This window comes from Parashewanella tropica (genome assembly GCF_004358445.1).
GTDB classification, from domain to species: domain Bacteria; phylum Pseudomonadota; class Gammaproteobacteria; order Enterobacterales; family Shewanellaceae; genus Parashewanella; species Parashewanella tropica.
This window is the reverse complement of the sequence record NZ_CP037951.1, coordinates 641,845-662,293: the sequence shown is the minus strand read 5'-3', so window position 1 is coordinate 662,293 and position 20,449 is coordinate 641,845. Positions and strand designations below refer to the sequence as shown.

The following is a 20,449-nucleotide window of genomic DNA, read 5'->3' as shown; positions in this document are numbered from 1 at the left end:
TGATTATGAAAAAAAGTTTCTTATCGCTAGCGATTGCTAGCACCATCAGCATGACCGCCCACGCTGGCGTTGAAGATCTGCTGATCACCGAAATGACCCAAAAAGACAGAGCTGGTGCAGTTGGTTCTGTAGAAATTACCAACACTCACGCTACAGAGGCATTTACCTTTACCAATGCGACGAAGGCGGTTCTTCGCGGTAACGGTAGATTTAACAATACCCTGCAAAAAGCAGATGGTTCGTTATTGCTTACAGGCGTTAAACTTGAGCCAGGCAAATCAGTCGTTATTATTAATAAAAGTGCTAGTGACGAATTCAAAAAAGCGATCACTGACAACGGTGGCACTTATGTCATTGGCACTGGTAAAGCGCAATATACAAATTTTTATCTCAGCGGTAATGATGGCTTTTATCTAACGCATGATAATAATGTTATTGATCGTGTTGGCGAAGAAAGTGATGGTTCTGTCTGGGCAAAAGACACCACATTGGTTCGTCGTTATGCAAAAGATGATGAAGTGCCTGCAGCTTCACCGAGCTTTGATGCTTCTCAATGGCAAGCGATTTCTCCCTTAACCACTGCAACTTTAGGTAAAGCCAATTACGCTGAATACATTGAGCCTTTTACTTGTGAAAACTTAACAAAGATTAGCGAAATTCAAGGTACAGGCTTTACTTCACCTTTAGTTGGCAAGAAAGTCGCTGTGGAAGGTATTGTTACAGCAGTCGTTTCAATTCCATACAAAGGCTTTTACCTACGTGATGTTCAAGTCGATGGTAACCCAGAAACATCTGATGGTATCTTTGTTAAAAGTGGTAACGCTAGTGCTTCAATGATTGGACACACAGTTTGTCTTGGCAGTGAAATAACCGAAGCTGAAGGTCAAACCACACTAAGTGCAAGTCGATGGGAAGTTAAAAGCACCAATGTAATTCCAACTCAACCTACCGATATCCAAGTAATCGCTTCTGATAACGGTTCTTTCGATAAAACGCTAGAACGTTACGAAGGTATGCTTGTTAATTTGCCAAAAGATATTGATCCTGAAGTTGAAGGCAACCAAGATATGCGTATTACGCGTAGCTTCAGCTATAACTTCCTGCAGAATAGTCATCGCCGTAACAATATGGTCGCAGCTTATAAGCGTCCTAACTTGCAGCCTAACCACTTACATGAAGCTGGTAGCCCTGAGTCTAAAGCCGCATATGATCAAAACAACGACTATCGTTTAGTGATTGAGAGTGCGACCAAGTCAAACGGAACTACATTGCCGTATTATGAAGGCTTTAACACTGACCCGCACAAAAACTACATTCGTATCGACGATAGCCTAGTTAATGCACAGGGTGTGATCAGTCAATATGAAACTGAGTTGATCCCGGGCACTAATCCTAGAAAGTACGATCAAGACTACAGTTTGACCATTACTAATGATTTGACCAGTGAAAACTTTATTCACAACTTGCCGCGTACTAAAAAACCAGATCTTAAAGATACGGTAACAGGTGATGACTTCGCTATCCGCGTTTCTAGTCAAAACTTGTTTAACTTCTTTAACTCTCCATTTGGTGGCGATAACAACAGATTTGGTCAAAGCCGTGGTGCTGACAGTCACGATGAATACCTAAACCAAAGAGCGAAACTGGTCGAGATCATCCGTGCGCAAGACGCTGATGTTATGGCGTTGATGGAAATCGAAAACAACGGTTTCGGCGATGACAGTGCGATTGCAGAAATCGTGAACCAAGTTAACGTTAAGTATGTAGATGAGCGCGCGCGTGACTATAATGGCCCTAACTCTACTGAAAACCGTTACGTATTCGTTGGTTTTGACAACAATGGTAACCAAAGACTGGATAAACTAGACGCGATTGGTTCTGACGCTATCGCAACAGGTATCATCTACCGTCCAAGTAAGTTGAGCATTGAACGTACTCGCGTTATCAAGATGCCTCAGCAAAAAGCACCGACTATCGTTAACGACTTAGGCGAAGTGATCAAGGACCAAAACCAAGAAATTCTTGAAAACGGTCAAAACTATCACCGTGACGCCCTAGTGGTAACCTTTATTGTTAACCAAACCGGTAAGCGTCTAACCCTAGCCGTAAACCACCTTAAGTCTAAAGGCTCAACCTGTTGGGAAGAGTGGCAAGGTGTTGAGTTCGGCAATGCAACAACTTGGAATAACCGTACTGCACCAGATCTTGATTACCAAGGTTCTTGTGCTGAGTTCCGTGTTGCCGGTGCCGTACACTTAGGTGAAGAAATGGAAGACATTCCTGGCGACAAGATCATCCTTGGTGACTTGAATGCCTACGGAAAAGAAGATCCGGTTCTAGTTCTTACCGAAAACCCACGTAACAAAACTATTGTTACGGCTAGCCACACGTTCCTTGGACCTAAGCCTCAGTTTAATAAAGATGGCTCACCAGCCACTATCACTAAAACATACGGCTACATCGATATTGTTGGTGAAAAGTTCAAAGAAAAAGGCAAGACGCCTTGGAGTTACTCGTTCAGTGACGAAATTGGTTCACTTGACCATATCTTAGTTTCACCTTCTCTAAAAGATCGCGTAATCGATGCTACTGACTGGCATGTGAATGCAGCGGAGACGGGGTTGTATGATTATCAAACTCGCTTTAAAGGTAAAACTGACATTGCGACTGACATTGGTACCTTGAGCCATAAGTTCTACAAAAACGACATCTATCGCGCGTCAGATCACGACCCAGCACTGATCAGCCTTCGCTATAAGCCAGGTGATGCAGATAAAGATGTTGCTCTTAAGCTTCCAAAACTAAGAAAGCTAATCAGAGTTCCTTATCAAATCCCTGCTGGTGTTAAGACTGAAAAAGGTGATGTCGCGGTTATCAGCATGAAGCCTGAGGATGATGAACAACGTTTAGATCTAAGCCAAATGGTACTTCCAAACGTGGTGATCTCTAAGGACAACACAGCTCTAATTAACTTTGAAGTGTTTGGTGCACCATCAGCTACCTTCAACGTAACTGTAAGCATTAAGCGTAACGGAAAGATTCTAGAGGGTTCTAAACAGTCATTCAAAGCAGATGTATCTAGCCGTGATTCTTTGATTGCAGACATTATCAAAGAAAAGCCAGATCACACAGGCGGAAATGGTAAAGCGGGCAGCGCTGGCTTTATCAGCTTGCTATCTCTGTTCGGACTAGCAGCACTGCGCCGTCGTCTTCGCAAATAAACGACGTTCTCGAATATAAATGCCAGCTCAAACGCTGGCATTTTTTCAAAAATTCAAAAGGAATATGATTATGAGAATTAAAATGAACGCGGTGGCAGCAGCAACTGCAATGGCTTTGGGCGCTTTTTCGACTGCGGCTAATGCTGACTTACTTATTACGGAATATGTAGAAGGTAGTGGATTTAATAAAGCAGTAGAAATCTATAACTCAACCGATGCTGCCGTATCTTTAAAAGGCTATAAAGTAGTTCGTTATAAAGATGGTGCAACCACAACTTCATCAGTAGTTGCTTTGCCTGATCAAGAAATTCCAGCCAAAGGCATCTTAATTGTTAGACATAAAGACGCAAAATTAAACCTCCCATCTAATGTCGCTTCTTTCATTGGCAAATTAGACCATAATGGTGGTGACGCTGTTGCTTTGCTTAATAGCTCTGATGCTGTCATTGACAGAGTTGGTGAAGTGCCTACGCCGAAAAGCTGGGGAAAAGACGTTACCCTAAGACGTAAAAACACAAGTAGCTCCATGGTAGCGAAAGAAACCTTTGATGCAAATGATTGGATTTCTAAGCCTAAAAACACTGTCGACGGTCTTGGTTGTATTGGAGAAGATACTTGTTCAGGTACAACACCTCCACCAGAGCCAACCCCCCCCCAACTCCAACTCCGAACCCTGATCCATGTAATAATTGTGCAGACATCACTCCTGTTAAAGATCCCACTACTTTTAACAGTGAAATCTACTACAACGACGTATTAATTGGTGATTCTAAATATGGCGAAGAACTGAGAAATGCTCTATCGGACATAATTAAAGAGGGTCATGTTCAACTTAGTTATAGCCAAGTATGGACTGTATTGACCCACGCTGATCAAGATACTAGCAATGAAAAGAATGTGATCCAACTTTATACAGGGGCTTCAGTAGCGAAGAACAGTAATCCTAACGGTTGGAACCGCGAGCATGTTTGGTCTAGTAGTCATGGTTTAGGGGACAAAAATGATGGAAGATGGGGCTACACCGATGCTCATCATCTACGCCCTTCTAAGCCAAACGTCAATTCTACACGCAGCAATTACGATTTCGGAGAGTGTGGAGATAACGGTAAAGATCAAGCTGACAAAGGCGCAGTAGGTAACTGTTTAGATACCACTAAAGGCGTTTGGGAGCCACGTGATGGGGTAAAAGGTGATGTTGCCCGTATGATGTTCTATATGGACACGCGTTATCAGGGAAAAGAAGACGGTGGTACTCCAAATCTTGAGCTAATTGACCGTGTTACAACAAGTGATGATGAAAGTCGTAAGTTTGGTACCTTGTGTACTTTATACAAATGGCATAGTGCAGACCCTGTTGATTCCATCGAGCAAAACCGTAACAACGAGGTTTACAAATACCAAGGTAACCGTAACCCGTTCATTGACCGTCCGGAGTTAGTGCGTGATGTTTATGGTGCACAGTGTAATGACGATCCAAACCCAGGTTTAGAAGTCGAGGGTGATATTGCTGTTCCCCCAAGTGTGAAAGAAGGCAAAGCTTATACCTTAGATGCTTCTAAAATCAAAGCAGGAAAAGATGATACTCTTACTTATAAGTGGGAACAAATTGTTGGCGAAAAGAAAACAGTGGTAGGCGATAAGGCTACACTGTCTCTAACGGCACCAAAAGTTAAAGCTGACCAAACGTTGAGCTTTGTACTCACTATCAGTAACGGTACTTTGGATACAACCAAAACAGTAAATCTGAAAGTAATGAACGTACCTTTAAACCTAAACGTTGCGTTTTCTGGTAACACTGACATCAAAGAAGGTGAAAAAACCTCCATTACTGCGACTGTTACAGATGCTCCAGAAGGAGTCACATACAGCTGGAAACAAATATCAGGACAAACTGCGACTCATACCGCTAATGGATTGAAGCTTGATGTGACTTCACCGACTGTCAATATCGACCAAGTTTTGGTATTCCAGCTTACAGCAACTGTTGACGGCGAAAGTGTCAACAAAACTGTTAGTATTAAAGTGAAAAACATGGAAGAAGCAGGTTGGACTAAGCCTAAAAGCTCAGGTAGCTTAGGTGGGCTTATCGCACTGCTACTACCTCTAGTTTGGGTGCGTCGCCGCCAAAGCTAAGCATTAATTAATTGCTAATATAAAACAGCCCCTAGAGGAATCTAGGGGCTGTATATGGTCTCCTCCAATATTGCAACATAAAAAATAGTTTTTGACAGGGATAGGTTTGCGTTCGTATATCCGACTTCTCTGTTGAAACACTTGGGTTTCGAGCCTTGATGAACTTCGCACATATCGTCCTTATCGTTGACACGAGTTATGAACTCATCAGCCCTATCAGGTTTTCGATATGTCGGTCTTACCTGTTTGTCATCGGTTACTTTTTATTGAGCAATCCTTTGGAATGATTATAGTTAATATTGTTTCTTGTTATCAGGCTGCGTAATCGGCCTGATAACTACTGTCATTTATCATTAAAGCCCAACCCACACGAGCCATCTTATTCGCTAACGCAACAGCAGCTTTATTTCGGCCGCGAGTGCTTTCTAATTTCTTTATCCATTGAGCCAACTTGGTCTCTTTACCCACATTGGCTCTTATCACGGCTCTCGCTCCGTGTATTAACAAGGTTCGTAAATAACCATCACCCCGTTTACTTATCCCAAGAAGCTTATCTTTGCCACCAGAACTATGTTGCTTTGGAACCAAACCTAGTGAAGCTGAGACGCAGCGCCCATTTTTAAATTCACTACCGTTACCCACATGTTGATAAAACGCACTAGCTGTAATTGGCCCTATACCTGGAATGCTCTGTAATTTTACACAGGCTTCTACTTTGCTAAGCTCTTTGATTTTTTGAGTGTAAACATCCAAATGCTCTTGTAGCTGTTCCAATTTTTTATAATGCTGTTTTAGTAATTCTTTGAATAAGTTGCTGAGTCCGTTTTCTACATTTGCATCGAACAGCTCTGGTAACCTCTTATAAACGTTATGAATACCTTGTGGAATAACAATGCCGTATTCCATGAGTAATCCTCTAATTTCATTGGTATTCGCTGTTCTATCACGTTCACATTTTTTTCGCATAACATGAAGTGCTTGAATATCTTGTTGAGTGCGAGTTTTAGTTCGAATAAATCGCATCTCTGGTCGCACAACAGCCTCAGCTATGGCTAAAGCATCGTTGTAATCATTCTTATTGCCACGAACATAAGCTTTTACAAATTGAGGTGCGATTTGCTTGACGATATGTCCAAGCTTCTCAATCTCTCTTGCCCAATAATGAGCACTGGCACAAGATTCTAACCCCACTAAACATTTGGGTAACTGAGCAAAGAAAGGCAAAATGTCTTTCCTACTAAGCATTTTCTTTTTAACGATTTTTCCAGCTTGATTACAACCAACAAAGTGGCTTACGTTTTTTGCTAAATCCAGGCCTACTGTAGTAATCTTCATAGTGGTCTCCTCACTCTGTTAACTTGAATAATCTATTTCCAAGTCTGGCACATTGTGATGCCGATAAGAGGAGGAGACCATCTCATCGTTTTTTTTGCCTTTTCAAACTCGATTAAATTACCAAGTGTTTCTTGTGTTCAATAGGCAAAAAAAATACCCGATAGTAATATCGGGCATTTAATTCAAATGCTAATCAAGTCAGCTTACTCGCCGCTTTGCTCCACACCAGAACGATTCAATAAGAACTGAGCTAAGATTGGCACTGGACGACCTGTAGAACCTTTGTTCTTTCCGCTGTTCCAAGCACTGCCTGCAACATCTAAATGCGCCCAGTTGTACTTCTTAGTGAAACGAGATAAGAAACATGCCGCAGTGATAGAACCCGCTGGACGACCACCTAAGTTAGTGAAGTCCGCAAATGGGCTGTCTAGCATATCTTGGTATTCATCCCACAATGGCATACGCCATGCACGGTCACCCGACTGCTCACCCGCATTTAAAATCTCGTGCGCCAGTGGGTTATGTGATGAAAACAAACCAGAAGCATGCTTACCTAGCGCAATAACACACGCACCAGTTAGGGTTGCAGTATCGATCACAAGCTCTGGATCAAAACGCTCAACATACGTTAGTGCATCACACAATACTAAACGACCTTCAGCATCGGTATTTAACACTTCAACAGTTTGACCTGACATCGTAGTTAGAATGTCACCCGGACGATATGCATTACCCGCAGGCATGTTTTCACAACCAGCCAGAACACCAATCACATTGATAGGAAGGTTCATTTCACACAGAGCACGCATAGTACCGATAACACCAGCAGCCCCGCCCATGTCATACTTCATTTCATCCATGCCTTCGCCCGGCTTCAATGAAATACCACCAGAGTCAAAGGTTAGACCTTTACCGACAAGCACAATTGGCTTTTCATCGGTTTTAGCAGCGCCTTTGTATTCCATAATGGTCATGATGGATTCGTTAGCACTACCACGGCCTACCGCTAGGTACGAATTCATACCTAGCTCAGCCATTTGCTCTTCACCTACGGTTGTTACGTTAAGTGAGTCATAGCTTTCAGCCATTTGGCGAGCTTGAGAGGCTAAGTAAGCGGGATTACAAATGTTTGGTGGCATATTCGCAACGTCACGGCATAAATGAGAACCTGCCGATACTGCGTTACCATGCTCAATCGCACGTTCGCCGATTGTTAACTCTTTACGTGTTGGTACGTTAAAGACTAACTTGCGAAGTGGACGACGCGTTTCACCTTTGTTCGACTTAAGCGCATCAAAGCTGTATAGCGTATCATTGGTGGTTTCAACCGCTTGGCGAACTTTCCAATAGATATCACGGCTTTTAACATGAAGCTCAGATAAAAAGCATACCGCTTCCATTGAACCTGTTTCGTTCAAGGTATTAATGGTTTTAGCAATGATTTGCTTATATTGGCGCTCATCAAGTTCACGTTCTTTACCGCAACCCACCAATAACACTCTTTCACTTAGTACGTTTGGTACATGGTGCAAAAGCAGCATTTGGCCCGGCTTACCTTCGAGATCGCCCTTACGAAGAAGGTTACTGATGTAACCGTCACTGATTTTATCAAGTTGCTCAGCGATACCTGATAAACGACGTGGTTCGTATACGCCAACCACAATGCAAGCTGAACGTTGCTTTTCAGGGCTACCGCTCTTTACGCTAAACTCCATGAGCACTCCTAGATTCTTAAAGACAAATATTTTTATTTATAAGATAATGTCGAACTGTAGCCTTTTCGGCTAGTATTACAGCGCGATATTAATGAATTTTATACTATTCACCCATGCTTCATAATAAAGACAGAATTATAGGGAATTCTAATAATGCGCACAGGTCAGAACACATTGGAAGTCGACAGTTTACATGATTCTTATTCCGATAACAGTAAAAAGACAAGCTTAACGTGATCGTATTTAAATATTTAATCCGAGAAGTTTCAAAGGCACAGCTGGCCGTTTTAACCGTACTTCTTACTATTTTTGTAAGCCAGCATTTCGTCCGCATTTTGGCGGATGCCTCAGACGGCGATTTTCCAGCTTCGTTGATCATGACGTTATTGGCGCTCAACCTCCCTGAGCTTGCCATGCTTATTCTTCCATTAAGTCTATTTTTGGGGATCATGCTGGCTCACGGTCGCATGTATGCCGAAAATGAAATGGTGATCTTTCACAGTGTGGGGATCAGTGAATGGTACGTCACTCGGGTCACTTTAGTGGTCACCTTGATCAACGTCATCATCACCGCCGCTTTAGCACTCTATGTCGCACCCTGGGCTGAAGAGCAACAAAACGTGGTCCTCGAAAAAGCACAATCAGAAGCAGGGCTTTCCGCGTTGATAAAAGGTCGCTTTCAAACCAGTGCTAACGGACAAGCGGTACTGTTTGTTGAAGACATCAATAAGAAAAACCACTTATCTAATGTATTCGTAGCTCAGATCCCTAAAGCCGATGACACCAGTGGCACCACCAACATAGTGGTCGCCAATAAAGGAAAAGTGGTTGAATCTGATGATGGACAACAGCAACTACAATTAGAGACCGGAACACGTTACCAAGTGTCGCCACAACGTCTGGATTACCAAGTTATCGAATTTGGTGGTTATCAGATGCAAATTAAAGATCAGGAAGTAGAAGCAAGACGTCGTAAATTATCCGCCATGCCAACCAGTCAGCTTATTTCCATTCCAGGCCCTGAAGCCGCAGCCGAATTTCACTGGCGACTGGCGATCCCTATTGCCATTCTCATGATGACCTTTATCGCTGTTCCTATGTCGCGAGTCAATGTACGCCAAGGCAAATTTGCCAAAATGTTCCCTGCGATTTTGTTATTCCTAGGGTACTTCGGAATGATGATCGCAGGCAGAAAAGCCATCGCCGATGAAGTGATTCCAAGCTATCTTGGCTTATGGTGGATCCATGCCTCCGCCTTCGTTATGGGTGTGTTGTTACTCAGTAAAGAACGACCGATTGGAGCTAAAATCAAAGGCATACTGGACGCGAAAGGGGACAAACAATGAAAATAATCGACCTCTATATCGCTCGGGTACTCGTTAGTTCTTCTGCACTATGCTTATTGGTGCTTACAGGGCTTTCAGGGATCATCAAATGGGTCGACCAACTGCGTTTGGTTGGACGCGGCAGTTATACCCTTGTCGATGCTGGCATCTACGTGCTGTTTCTTATCCCACGTGATATTGAAATGTTCTTCCCAATGGCGGTGCTGCTAGGTGGCTTGATTGGTCTTGGTATGCTGGCTTCTAATTCTGAATTAGTAGTCATGCAAGCTTCAGGGATGTCTCGTTTGCAGATCAGTGCATCGACCATGAAAACCGCCATTCCTCTAATGCTATTGGTGATGGCACTAGGCGAATGGGGCGCACCGATAGCCGAACAAAAAGCTAATGAGCTAAAAGCCACTAAGATTTCTGGCGGTAGCTTAATCAAATCACGCCAAGGGGTGTGGGCAAAAGACGGCGATTTGTTTGTGAATATTGGTCAAGTGGATGACATTAATCGACTCCGAAATATCACTCTGTACCGATTTGATGAGCAACAAAAGCTCACTGATTTAACCTTTGCCAAACGTGCCGATTTTGTTGATGGCGCATGGCGAATGCATCAAGTGACTCTTTCTCATATTGCTCCTAAACAGGTGACAAAGAAAGAATTGGTCGAATACGACTGGCACTCGTCACTCACCCCAGATAAATTAGGCGTGGTTTCAGTAAAGCCTGAATCTTTATCCATCCAAGGTTTGATTGGTTATTTGGATTATTTGAAAAATAATCGCCAAGATCCCAGCCGCTACGAATTAGCGTTATGGCGTAAAATCGTTCAGCCTGTAACCGTAGCCGTTATGTTATTGGTTGCCTTGTCATTCATCTTTGGACCGTTGCGTACCGTCACCATGGGTGCAAGAGTATTACTTGGCGTCATTGCAGGCTTTAGCTTTTACATCAGCAATCAGATTTTCGGTCCATTGAGTATTGTGTATTCCCTACCTCCAGTCATTGGGGCTATTGCACCGAGTATCTTGTTTACAGGTATTGCGATTTACTTTATCCGCAAGTAATTTCTAACACTAATCCGAGAGCTTCTAAGGAGCTTTCGGATTCCCCTCTTATTGTCAACTGTAAAGCCCATCATCAAACTGTTATAGTTGCTAGAGGCCGTATATGGCCTCGAATAAAATACCCTAAATTCAAATAATAAAATCAACCTCATGAAACTGAAAAATCTTGCTGCCGCTTGCTTTGCAATGGCTGCCATCACGGCTTGTAACCAAAAAGAAACTGAAACTAACGTGAATCAAACTACTTTGCGCTTTGCCACTTTTAACGCCTCATTTGATCGTAAGACCGCGACTCAACTTGCCGATGAAATGGCACAAGGCACACACCAACAAATCAAAAATGTGGCAGAAGTCATTCAACGTGTTCGCCCTGATGTTCTACTTCTTAATGAATTTGATCACGACGGCGTAGGCAAAGACGATAAAGCCGTTCGAAACTTCCTAAACAACTATTTGGCAAAATCTCACAATGGCTCAAAGCCTATTGAGTATCCTTACTTTTATATTGCCCCAACCAATACAGGTTTGGCAGAAGTCGACCTCAATGGTGATGGCAAGGTAACGGTTCCCGCTGACACTTATGGTTTTGGCATGTATCACGGTCAGTATGGTTTTATCGTGCTTTCCAAATATCCATTAAAAACTGACCAATTGCGTAGTTTCCAAACCTTCCATTGGAAAGATATGCCTAACGCCGCTCTGCCAGTGAAAGAAGACGGTTCCAATTATTATTCTGATAACACGCTAAAGTACATGCGCTTGTCATCTAAAAACCATATTGACTTACCTGTGCAGATTGGAGATGAAGCCATTCATGTGTTAGCCATGCACCCTACTCCACCTGTATTTGATGGACCAGAGGATCGCAACGGACGGCGTAACCATGATGAAATCCGCTTATTTAGTGATTACATCAGCACTGAGAACCATCAATACCTTGTTGATGATCAAGGCAACAAAGGCGGTTTAAAGCCGAATGAGGCCTTTGTGATTATGGGCGATCTTAATGCCGATCCTATTGATGGTGATTCTTATCAACGCTCAATACTTCAATTATTAAAGCATCCTAGAGTTCACCAAAAAGCGGCTCAATATGTGGACGTGCCATCATCGAAAGGTGGATCGACCTATAAAACCAAGAAAGAGACTAAAGGCAACCCTGCCTACTGGACTCACACTTTTCCTTTGCGTCTAGATTACGCTCTTCCATCGGCAAATTTAACTGTAACTGGATCAGGTGTATTCTGGCCCGAAAAAGACTCTAAGCTACGTTACTTAGTTGAAGATAAAAAAGGCAATCAAGGCAAATCAGTATCATCTGATCACCGCTTAGTTTGGGTTGATGTTACTTTTTAGCAATCATATTGTGAGCTAGACTCGATTCTAGCTCACACATTCTGCACTTTTATTCACCAAATAATCTCATTTATCACATTAGAATGATTTAAAAGCTACCTTGCTCACATAAATTCCATTAATGCCCGCTTATTATCCAGCTCTACTTTGCCGCCAATGAGCAAAGAATTAAACAAGGGGTTACTAATGAAATTAAAAATGAGTCTTGCTGCTGTAGCAATTGGTACAGCATTACTTACAGGCTGTGGTTCAGATAACCACAAAACACAAGAACCAACAGACACCACCGTTCGCTTTGCAACCTATAATGCCTCATTCGATCGTAAAGCCGCCGATCAATTACCAGCTGAAATGGCTGCAGGAAAAAATCAACAAATCAAAAATGTTGCGGAAGTAATTCAGCGTACTCGACCAGACGTTTTACTATTAAATGAGTTTGACCACGATGGCATTGGTGAAAACTCAAAAGCCATTAAAGACTTCCAAAAAAACTTCTTAGCTAAGGCTCAAAATGGTGCTAAACCTATCGAGTATCCGTATTTTTACATCGTTCCAACCAATACTGGATTAGCGGAATTCGATTTAAATGATGATGGTAAAGTCACGGTTCCAGCCGACACTTACGGTTTTGGTATGTATCACGGTCAGTATGGCTTTGTTGTTCTGTCTAAGTACGAAATAGATACTAAGAATTTGCGTAGTTTCCAAAAATTCCTTTGGAATAAAATGCCTAACGCAGCACTCCCAAACAAATTTGAAAATAAGAAGGACACAGGTAAACCTTATTATTCAGAAGCCACTCTGAAACACTTCCGTTTATCTTCAAAAAACCATATTGATCTACCTATCAAAGTTTCAAAAGACAAAACCGTACATTTACTTGCTATGCACCCAACTCCACCAGTGTTTGATGGTCCAGAAGATCGCAATGGTCGACGCAACTATGATGAAATTCGCCTATTTGCCGATTACGTTAGTGAAGATTACAGTCGTAATTCTTATTTGATTGACGATCAAGGCAACCGCGGCGGTTTGAAATCAGGAGAATCCTTTGTGATAGCAGGTGACTTAAATGCCGATCCTGTAGACGGTGACTCTTACAAAAGTGCAATCAAACAACTATTGAACCATCCTCGTGTTGCGCAAGAAGTGGCTGTTGGTAACAATGTACCAGCTTCTAAAGGTGGGGCTAACTTTGAACCCAAACCTAAAACAGTCTTTAATGGCACAAAAGACTACTGGACTCATGTGTACCCACTTCGTTTAGATTACGTTTTACCGTCATCGGATCTAACGGTAACGGACACCGGAGTATACTGGCAAGCTAAAGGTGAACCTTATCGTTATTTATTCGACAACAACGAAGAAAAGCAAGAGAACGATAGCAGATATGCCAAATCAGTATCATCTGATCACCGCTTAGTTTGGGTTGATATTAAGATCAGTAAATAGCAATATTTGAATCGTGGCTTCTTATATAGGAAGTCACGATTATTACCCCTAATAACCATCAATACACACTTCCTTTCTTTTCCTCACTTCCCCCTTTCATTCAAAATGCAGTGGGTAGCTTTTGTTCAAAACATAGATTTGTAACACTGAGCATTTATTTTAAATACATTACCAATTCATCTTCGTAACTTTTGAACAACCAATTGTTGAGTATTTATCCGATTGAATACAATATCCATAGTGTCATCCATAACTCGTGATATAAGTCTCAACTACAAAAAAAGTGATAGATAATAATCGCTAAGCAATTTGCATTATAAATACGATAAAACAGGGGTGTAACATGAAGGCAAAGAAACTGCCTATGAATTCAGGTAAAGCGCTACTCGCCTTAGCCATTTCAGCTTCATTGGGGTTAACCGCTTGCGGTAGTAATGATCATCATAAAGACATTGTTAAATTACGTGTACTAGAGACCACAGATCTTCACACCAACATCATGGATTACAACTACTACAGAGATGACGGTAAAAGTTCACACAGCGGCGACGATCCAACGATTGGTTTTGCACGTGTTTCCAATTTAGTTCTAGCTGCACGTAAAGAAGTCAAAAACTCAGTATTAGTCGATAATGGTGATTTACTTCAAGGTAGTCCAATGGGTGACTACATGGCTGATGAGTTTAAGAAAAATGGCAACACTCTGCCTGATACTCACCCAGCCTATAAGGCCATGAATTTACTGGATTACGATGTTGGTAACATTGGTAATCACGAATTCAACTTCGGTCTTGCGTTTCTGGATGCTTCATTAAAAGGGGCAGATTTCCCTTACATCAACTCCAATGTAGTTTGTGACGCTGAGTGTGAAAAAGAAGGAGCTAAAAAAGGCGAGAATCGCTTCACACCATACATAATTAAAGAAAAACAAGTGATGGATACCGATGGTGATATCCATACCATCAAAGTCGGCTACATTGGCTTTGTACCGCCACAAATCATGTTGTGGGACGCCAAAAACCTAACAGGTAAAGTGACCGCCAATGACATTTTAGAATCCGCTAAAAAATATGTACCTGAAATGAAGGCTAAAGGCGCAGATGTTATCGTTGCGATTCCGCATTCAGGTATTGGTGAAGAAGATACCACCAGTAAAGATGCAGAAAATGCGGTTTGGGCATTATCAACCGTTGAAGGTATTGATGCCATTATGTTTGGTCACAGCCACGCTGTTTTCCCAAGCACTAAATTTGAAAAAGTAAAAAATGCCGACATTGAAAAAGGCCAAATCAATGGTACTGCTGCGGTTATGCCTGGACGTTGGGGTAACAACTTAGGTATTGTTGACTTAACCCTAGAAAAAGATGGCGATAACTGGAAAGTCGTCGACTCTCAAAGCACAACCCGCCCAATTTTCGATGGCAGCAAAAAAGAATCACTGGTAGAAACCAACTATGAAGTGCGCGACACCATTTCATCTGAGCACGAAGGTACACGTCAGTATGTCAACGCTCCTATCGGCAAAGCCTCTGCCGATATGTACAGTTTCTTGTCAATGGCACAGGATGATCCTAGTGTTCAAATCGTGGCTGATGCACAAATGTGGTATGCCAAAAAGAACTTAGATGTACTAAAAGAGCACAAGGATCTTCCTATCCTATCTGCTGCGGCACCATTTAAAGCCGGTGGTCGTTACTCTTCAGCCGATGATTCTTATAGCTATGTTCAAGTGCCTGCGGGTAAGCTCGCCTTTAAGAACGCCGCCGATTTATACCTTTATCCAAATACCATGGTTGCAGTAAAAGTCACTGGCGCAGAACTAAAAGAGTGGCTTGAGTGTAGTGCGAATCAATTTAAGCAAATTGACCCTAACTCAACGGAACCACAAAGCCTTGTTGAGCGTGAAAAGCACCGCACATACAACTTTGATAGCATCGAAGGCGTTACCTATCAAATTGACGTAACCCAACCTTCCAATTACGACAATGATTGTAAAAAGCTAAATGTAGAGGGTGGTAGCCAGCGCATCGTTAATTTAACTTACACCAAAGGTGATACCAAACTCCAAGGTGAGAAACTCGCGGCACAAGACTTTATTGTCGTAACCAACAACTACAGAGCTTACGGCGCTAAGTTTGCTGGCACAGGTAAAGACCATATTGTTGCAGACTATGCGATCGAAAACCGCCAAGTATTGATTGATTACATCAAAGACACATCAGGTTATAACCCTGATACAGGTGAATCATCTGGCGAAGTTGTCACTTCTGCCGACAATAACTGGGATTTTAAAAACATCGATACTAACGTTGCATTAGATGTTCGCTTTGAAACGCAAGACAGCAAAAAAGCGGCTGACTTTGTAGAGCAAAACAAACGTCGTGCAATGAAAAAGTTAGATGCTAAAGCCAAGTTTCCAGGCTTTGCGGTATACAGCATCGATATGAAGAAAATCATAGAAAAGTAAATCTAGAACTTATATCTCCCTCCTCACTTCTGAGTGAGGGGGATACTTAAACATCCACGAATTCTCACTACCATTCAGTTACACCTCCTACCTTAAAATGTGATCTGCTTAATTAATCATTGTCGATATGTGATCTTTCCCTCTTTTTCAACTTGAACCAAGCCCAATAATTGTCCGATTCCTTTTTTCAATAAATAGCAAAAGGGTAAGGCAATGATAAAACCAAAAGTAACAACAGGATTATTGTTAGCTGTGGCTGTAACGACAGCATTAGGCCTATCAGGCTGTGGCGGTAAAAGCCATAAACATCACAATGACGTTGTTAAACTTAGAATTTTAGAAACCAGTGATCTACATACCAATATTATGGATTACAACTATTACAAAGATGATGGTAAAAGTGATCAGAGTGGGAATGACCCAACCATTGGGCTTGCACGTGTTTCTAACCTAATTAAAGCCGCAAGAAAAGAAGTAGATAACTCAGTTACTGTCGATAATGGTGACTTACTTCAAGGTAGCCCTATGGGCGATTACATGGCTGATGTCTACAAAAAAAATGATAACTCTTTGCCAGAAACCCACCCTGCTTACAAAGCGATGAATATCATCGACTACGACGTTGCAAATATAGGGAATCACGAATTCAACTACGGTCTTGGATTTTTGGATGCCGCTTTAAAAGGAGCCAAGTTTCCTTACATCAATTCAAACGTGATTTGCGATACCGACTGTGGCGTAAACGGTAAAAATAAGGGTGATAATCGCTTTACACCTTATATCATTGAAGACAAGCAAGTAAAAGATCAAAACGGAGATATGGAAACCCTAAAAATTGGCTATATCGGGTTTGTGCCTCCACAAATTATGCAATGGGATTCTGAAAATTTAACCGGTAAAGTCACCGCAAACAGCATTATTGATTCAGCGAACAAATATGTGCCTGAAATGAAACAAAAAGGCGCTGATATCATCATTGCCATTCCACATTCAGGCATGGGGACACCGAACGACGACAATAAAATGATGGAAAATGCCGTTTGGGCACTATCAAAAGTACCAGGGATCGATGCCATTGCTTTTGGTCACAGTCACGCGCTCTTCCCAAGTGATAAATATAAAGACGTCGATCAAGTCGATATAACTAAAGGCACTATCAACGGCGTAGCCGCGGTTATGCCAGGGCGTTGGGGAGATAACTTAGGAGTTATCGATCTCACGCTAGAAAAACAAAATGGGAAATGGAAAGTTACTGATTCAAAAAGCGCAACTCGACCAATTTATGATGGAAAGAATAAAAAAGCATTGGTGGAGACTGATCAACAAATTCGCGATGCAGTAGCCAAAGAACATGCGGGTACGCGTACATACGTGAATGCTCCGATTGGTAAAGGATCATCGGATATGTTCAGCTTCTTATCAATGGCGCAAGATGATCCAACCGTTCAAATTGTGGCGAATGCCGAAATGTGGTACGCCACAAACAATAAAGACGCAATCAAAAACGAAGCCGATAGAACCCTCCCCATTCTCGCAGCCGCGGCGCCATTTAAAGCAGGAGGTCGCTTTGAAACAAGCAATGATGCGGACCAATATGTGCAAGTAGCAGCTGGTGATTTAGCATTTAAAAATGCGGCCGATTTATACCTTTATCCAAACACAATGGTGGCGTTAAAAGTCACTGGCGCACAAGTTAAAGAGTGGCTAGAGTGTAGTGCTAACCAGTTTAATAAAATCGACCCTGCATCTACTGCGCCTCAAAACCTAATCAACAGAGCAGGCCACCCAACCTATAACTTCGATACCATTAAAGGGATTACTTACAAAATTGATGTCACTAAGCCTTCAAACTATGACAGAGACTGTAAAATCCAAAATGTCGCTGGCGGCAGTCAACGGATCCAAGATTTAACTTACACACCTACCAGTGGAGATCCCATTACTGGCGATGCCTTCGCTAAACAAAACTTTATCGTCGTTACTAACAACTACCGTGCTTTCGGCGGTAAATTTGCTGGAACAGGCAGAGATAATGTAGTTGCTGACTATGCCATTGAAAATCGTCAGGTTCTCATTGACTATATAAAAGATCAGTCTGGATTTGATCCTGCTACCGGAAAGTCATCAAAAACGATAAATACTCAAGCAGATAACAATTGGGATTTTGTCAACATTACCCCAGCATCAACGCTTGATGTTCGCTTTGAAACCCAAGATAGTGACAAAGCCGCTACGTACATTACAGCCAATCAACGCCGCACTATGAATAAACTGGATGTCACAAGTAGCGTTCCGAACTTTGCGATTTACAGTATTGATATGACTAAATTAAAAACTCAATAAGACTTTCTTCGAGTGCAGGCTAAACAGCCTGCACTATTAAAACTCATTTTTGTTTTAAAAAATCATTTACTGCTACAACCACTTGACCAATTTCTGAATTGAAGCGTAACTCTGGCAGTTTTTCACCTTTATTAATGCGTTCGATCATTCGTTGTTTTCGAGATTCAGAACAGGCATATATAGCTTCTCCGTCTTCAAAGAAGACTTCAAATTCTTTGTTCGTTGTTAACCTACAAGTCCACCATTTAGATGACAATTCATGAAGTTTATTACCGTCTTTAATTGCCTTCAAATCACTCACTGAAGTATCTGAAAGGCATACGTGAGGTATCATTTTTATCTCGCTTAAAATATGTTGGCCGAGTATAAGGTTTATTCACCTTAATAGAGACTGAATGGGCTTACTGTTTACAAACCTCCTCTTTTTCCATAACCTGTAACAAATTGAAAAACATAAGGATATGTTTATGGCGATCGCCTGTGTCCATACGCGAGCCAGCTGTGGAGTAGAAGCGCCAGCGGTGACGGTAGAAGTGCATTTAAGTAATGGATTACCCGCGTTTAATTTAGTCGGCCTACCTGAAACATCAGTAAGAGAAGCCAAAGAACGGGTTCGTAGTGCCCTGATCAACTCAGGCTTCGAATTTCCAATGCAAAGGATCACCGTAAACCTTGCCCCAGCCGATCTCCCCAAACAAGGTGGACGTTACGATTTACCGATTGCTATTGGCATTTTAGCGGCTTCAAACCAAATTCCACCACAAAGCTTAAAAAACCATGAATTTATTGGAGAGTTGGCGTTATCAGGTCAAGTTCAAGCCTGCACCGGTATTCTTCCCGCCATCATTGCCGCTAAAGACAGCGATCATATTTTACTAATGCCACAAAACAATCGCCATGAAGCCGAATTAGTTGATTATCAACGGGTTAAATTTGCTCATCAGTTGAGTCAAATTTCGGCTTATCTTCACGGTCAGCAGCCACTACCGGGAATAGAGAACGGCGCAGATTGGTTATCGACCGATGATGAAATGACGACTCAAACTTGTTTAAGCGAAGTGATTGGGCAATACCAAGCGAAACAAGCGTTAGAAATAACTGCCGCTGGAGGTCATAACCTTCTAATGCTCGGTCCTCCGGGCACAGGCAAAACCATGCTTGCCAGCCGCATTATGTCGCTGCTACCCAAAATGAACTATGAAGAAGCATTGGAAGTTGCCGCCATTCATTCGGTGGCAGGAATGCATTTATCCCCTAAGCAGTTTTTTCAGAGTCCATTTCGTGCCCCCCATCATACCAGTTCTTCAATATCTTTGGTTGGCGGTGGTAGTGTTCCAAAGCCCGGTGAGATCTCCTTAGCACACAGAGGAATTTTATTTTTAGACGAAGTGGCTGAATTTCCTCGTAAGGTGCTGGACTGCTTACGAGAACCAATGGAGACAGGGGAAGTAATCATTTCTCGTGCCGCCGCTAAGTTAAAGTTTTCCAGCCGCTTTCAACTGATTGCAGCTCTTAATCCGAGCCCTTGTGGTGATGCCGAAGGTAACAGCCGAGCATCACTCAATGAAATTAAACGTTATTTAGGGCGCTTATCAGGGCCATTCTTAGATCGCTTCGATCTCACTATCGATGTTCCAAAACTTCCTAAAGGCACGCTAAATCAAGTACCCACCAATAATGAGACCAGCGCTGAAATTGCCAAGCGAGTACTTAAGGCAAGAGAAACACAATTAACACGAGCAGGTGTACTAAACAGCCAATTATCTGGTAAACAATTAAAACAAACAGGAGGATTTAATGGTGATGATTTAGTGTTTTTAGAAAACAGCGTTAATCAACTTGGGTTATCTGTTCGCAGCTACCATCGCTTACAGCGCGTAGCCAGAACCATTGCCGATTTACAAGGGGAGCCAACAGTGAGCCGAAGCCATCTTGCTCAAGCACTGGGATATCGAGCCATGGATAAATTACTGGCACGTTTGAATCAGCAGTGATATTGATTCAATTGCTCCAACCAGAACAGCAT

At 42.2% G+C, this 20,449-nt stretch carries 13 protein-coding genes; 10 read left to right on the top strand and 3 right to left on the bottom strand.

The features are described 5' to 3' along the window. Positions 1 to 5 precede the first annotated feature (5 nt). From E2H97_RS02760 to E2H97_RS02750, 3 genes are all read left to right on the top strand, one after another. Positions 6 to 3,221, top strand: a complete 3,216-nt coding sequence (locus E2H97_RS02760; RefSeq protein ID WP_133405711.1) for an ExeM/NucH family extracellular endonuclease — start codon at positions 6 to 8, stop codon at positions 3,219 to 3,221. 70 nt (positions 3,222 to 3,291) lie between these two features. Further along, positions 3,292 to 3,981, top strand: coding sequence for a lamin tail domain-containing protein (locus tag E2H97_RS18970; protein ID WP_246029046.1), 690 nt, complete (start codon positions 3,292 to 3,294; stop codon positions 3,979 to 3,981). Next, complete coding sequence (locus E2H97_RS02750; RefSeq protein WP_246029083.1) at positions 3,921 to 5,354, top strand: endonuclease I family protein; 1,434 nt, start codon at positions 3,921 to 3,923, stop codon at positions 5,352 to 5,354. Before E2H97_RS18970 ends, E2H97_RS02750 begins: the two co-directional genes overlap by 61 nt. A gap of 312 nt (positions 5,355 to 5,666) precedes the next feature. On the opposite strand, the gene E2H97_RS02745 is transcribed toward E2H97_RS02750, so the two are convergent. Together E2H97_RS02745 and pepA are read right to left on the bottom strand one after the other, a co-directional pair. Continuing rightward, positions 5,667 to 6,689 (bottom strand): IS110 family RNA-guided transposase, encoded by a 1,023-nt coding sequence (locus E2H97_RS02745; RefSeq protein WP_133405709.1) that lies wholly within the window; start codon positions 6,687 to 6,689, stop codon positions 5,667 to 5,669. A gap of 203 nt (positions 6,690 to 6,892) precedes the next feature. Then, complete coding sequence (pepA, locus tag E2H97_RS02740; RefSeq protein WP_133405708.1) at positions 6,893 to 8,404, bottom strand: leucyl aminopeptidase; 1,512 nt, start codon at positions 8,402 to 8,404, stop codon at positions 6,893 to 6,895. A gap of 233 nt (positions 8,405 to 8,637) precedes the next feature. Here pepA and lptF point away from each other — a divergent pair, with 233 nt between their 5' ends. The 6 genes from lptF (at position 8,638) to E2H97_RS02710 (ending at position 18,423) form a co-directional block, all read left to right on the top strand. Next, positions 8,638 to 9,750 carry an LPS export ABC transporter permease LptF gene (gene lptF, locus E2H97_RS02735; protein WP_133405707.1) on the top strand — a complete coding sequence of 371 codons (1,113 nt, stop codon included), beginning with the start codon at positions 8,638 to 8,640 and terminating at the stop codon, positions 9,748 to 9,750. Next, positions 9,747 to 10,805, top strand: a complete 1,059-nt coding sequence (lptG, locus tag E2H97_RS02730) for an LPS export ABC transporter permease LptG (RefSeq protein WP_133405706.1) — start codon at positions 9,747 to 9,749, stop codon at positions 10,803 to 10,805. The genes lptF and lptG overlap by 4 nt, the downstream gene beginning before the upstream one ends. A gap of 150 nt (positions 10,806 to 10,955) precedes the next feature. Continuing rightward, positions 10,956 to 12,161 (top strand): endonuclease/exonuclease/phosphatase family protein, encoded by a 1,206-nt coding sequence (locus E2H97_RS02725; protein ID WP_246029045.1) that lies wholly within the window; start codon positions 10,956 to 10,958, stop codon positions 12,159 to 12,161. Positions 12,162 to 12,347: 186 nt separating this feature from the next. After that, positions 12,348 to 13,613, top strand: coding sequence for an endonuclease/exonuclease/phosphatase family protein (locus tag E2H97_RS02720; protein WP_170308231.1), 1,266 nt, complete (start codon positions 12,348 to 12,350; stop codon positions 13,611 to 13,613). A 343-nt stretch (positions 13,614 to 13,956) separates the two neighbouring features. Next, on the top strand, positions 13,957 to 16,080 hold the full coding sequence (locus E2H97_RS02715) for a bifunctional 2',3'-cyclic-nucleotide 2'-phosphodiesterase/3'-nucleotidase (protein ID WP_246029044.1): 2,124 nt from the start codon (positions 13,957 to 13,959) through the stop codon (positions 16,078 to 16,080). Positions 16,081 to 16,293: 213 nt separating this feature from the next. Continuing rightward, the gene (locus tag E2H97_RS02710) at positions 16,294 to 18,423 is read left to right on the top strand and encodes a bifunctional 2',3'-cyclic-nucleotide 2'-phosphodiesterase/3'-nucleotidase (protein WP_133405704.1); all 2,130 of its coding nucleotides are present in this window, start codon (positions 16,294 to 16,296) and stop codon (positions 18,421 to 18,423) included. A 43-nt stretch (positions 18,424 to 18,466) separates the two neighbouring features. Here the strand turns inward: E2H97_RS02710 and E2H97_RS02705 are convergent, their stop codons facing one another. Next, on the bottom strand, positions 18,467 to 18,724 hold the full coding sequence (locus tag E2H97_RS02705; protein ID WP_170308230.1) for a hypothetical protein: 258 nt from the start codon (positions 18,722 to 18,724) through the stop codon (positions 18,467 to 18,469). Positions 18,725 to 18,890: 166 nt separating this feature from the next. Here E2H97_RS02705 and E2H97_RS02700 point away from each other — a divergent pair, with 166 nt between their 5' ends. Beyond that, positions 18,891 to 20,417 (top strand): YifB family Mg chelatase-like AAA ATPase, encoded by a 1,527-nt coding sequence (locus E2H97_RS02700; protein WP_133405702.1) that lies wholly within the window; start codon positions 18,891 to 18,893, stop codon positions 20,415 to 20,417. The last annotated feature ends 32 nt before the right edge of the window (positions 20,418 to 20,449 follow it).

Coding starts and splice junctions, on each gene's coding strand:
- lptG (WP_133405706.1), top strand. CDS start 9,747: ATGAAAATAATCGACCTCTATATCGCTCGGGTACTCGTTAGTTCTTCT.
- E2H97_RS02745 (WP_133405709.1), bottom strand. CDS start 6,689: ATGAAGATTACTACAGTAGGCCTGGATTTAGCAAAAAACGTAAGCCAC.
- E2H97_RS02715 (WP_246029044.1), top strand. CDS start 13,957: ATGAAGGCAAAGAAACTGCCTATGAATTCAGGTAAAGCGCTACTCGCC.
- pepA (WP_133405708.1), bottom strand. CDS start 8,404: ATGGAGTTTAGCGTAAAGAGCGGTAGCCCTGAAAAGCAACGTTCAGCT.
- E2H97_RS02720 (WP_170308231.1), top strand. CDS start 12,348: ATGAAATTAAAAATGAGTCTTGCTGCTGTAGCAATTGGTACAGCATTA.
- E2H97_RS02760 (WP_133405711.1), top strand. CDS start 6: ATGAAAAAAAGTTTCTTATCGCTAGCGATTGCTAGCACCATCAGCATG.
- E2H97_RS18970 (WP_246029046.1), top strand. CDS start 3,292: ATGAGAATTAAAATGAACGCGGTGGCAGCAGCAACTGCAATGGCTTTG.
- E2H97_RS02700 (WP_133405702.1), top strand. CDS start 18,891: ATGGCGATCGCCTGTGTCCATACGCGAGCCAGCTGTGGAGTAGAAGCG.
- E2H97_RS02725 (WP_246029045.1), top strand. CDS start 10,956: ATGAAACTGAAAAATCTTGCTGCCGCTTGCTTTGCAATGGCTGCCATC.
- E2H97_RS02710 (WP_133405704.1), top strand. CDS start 16,294: ATGATAAAACCAAAAGTAACAACAGGATTATTGTTAGCTGTGGCTGTA.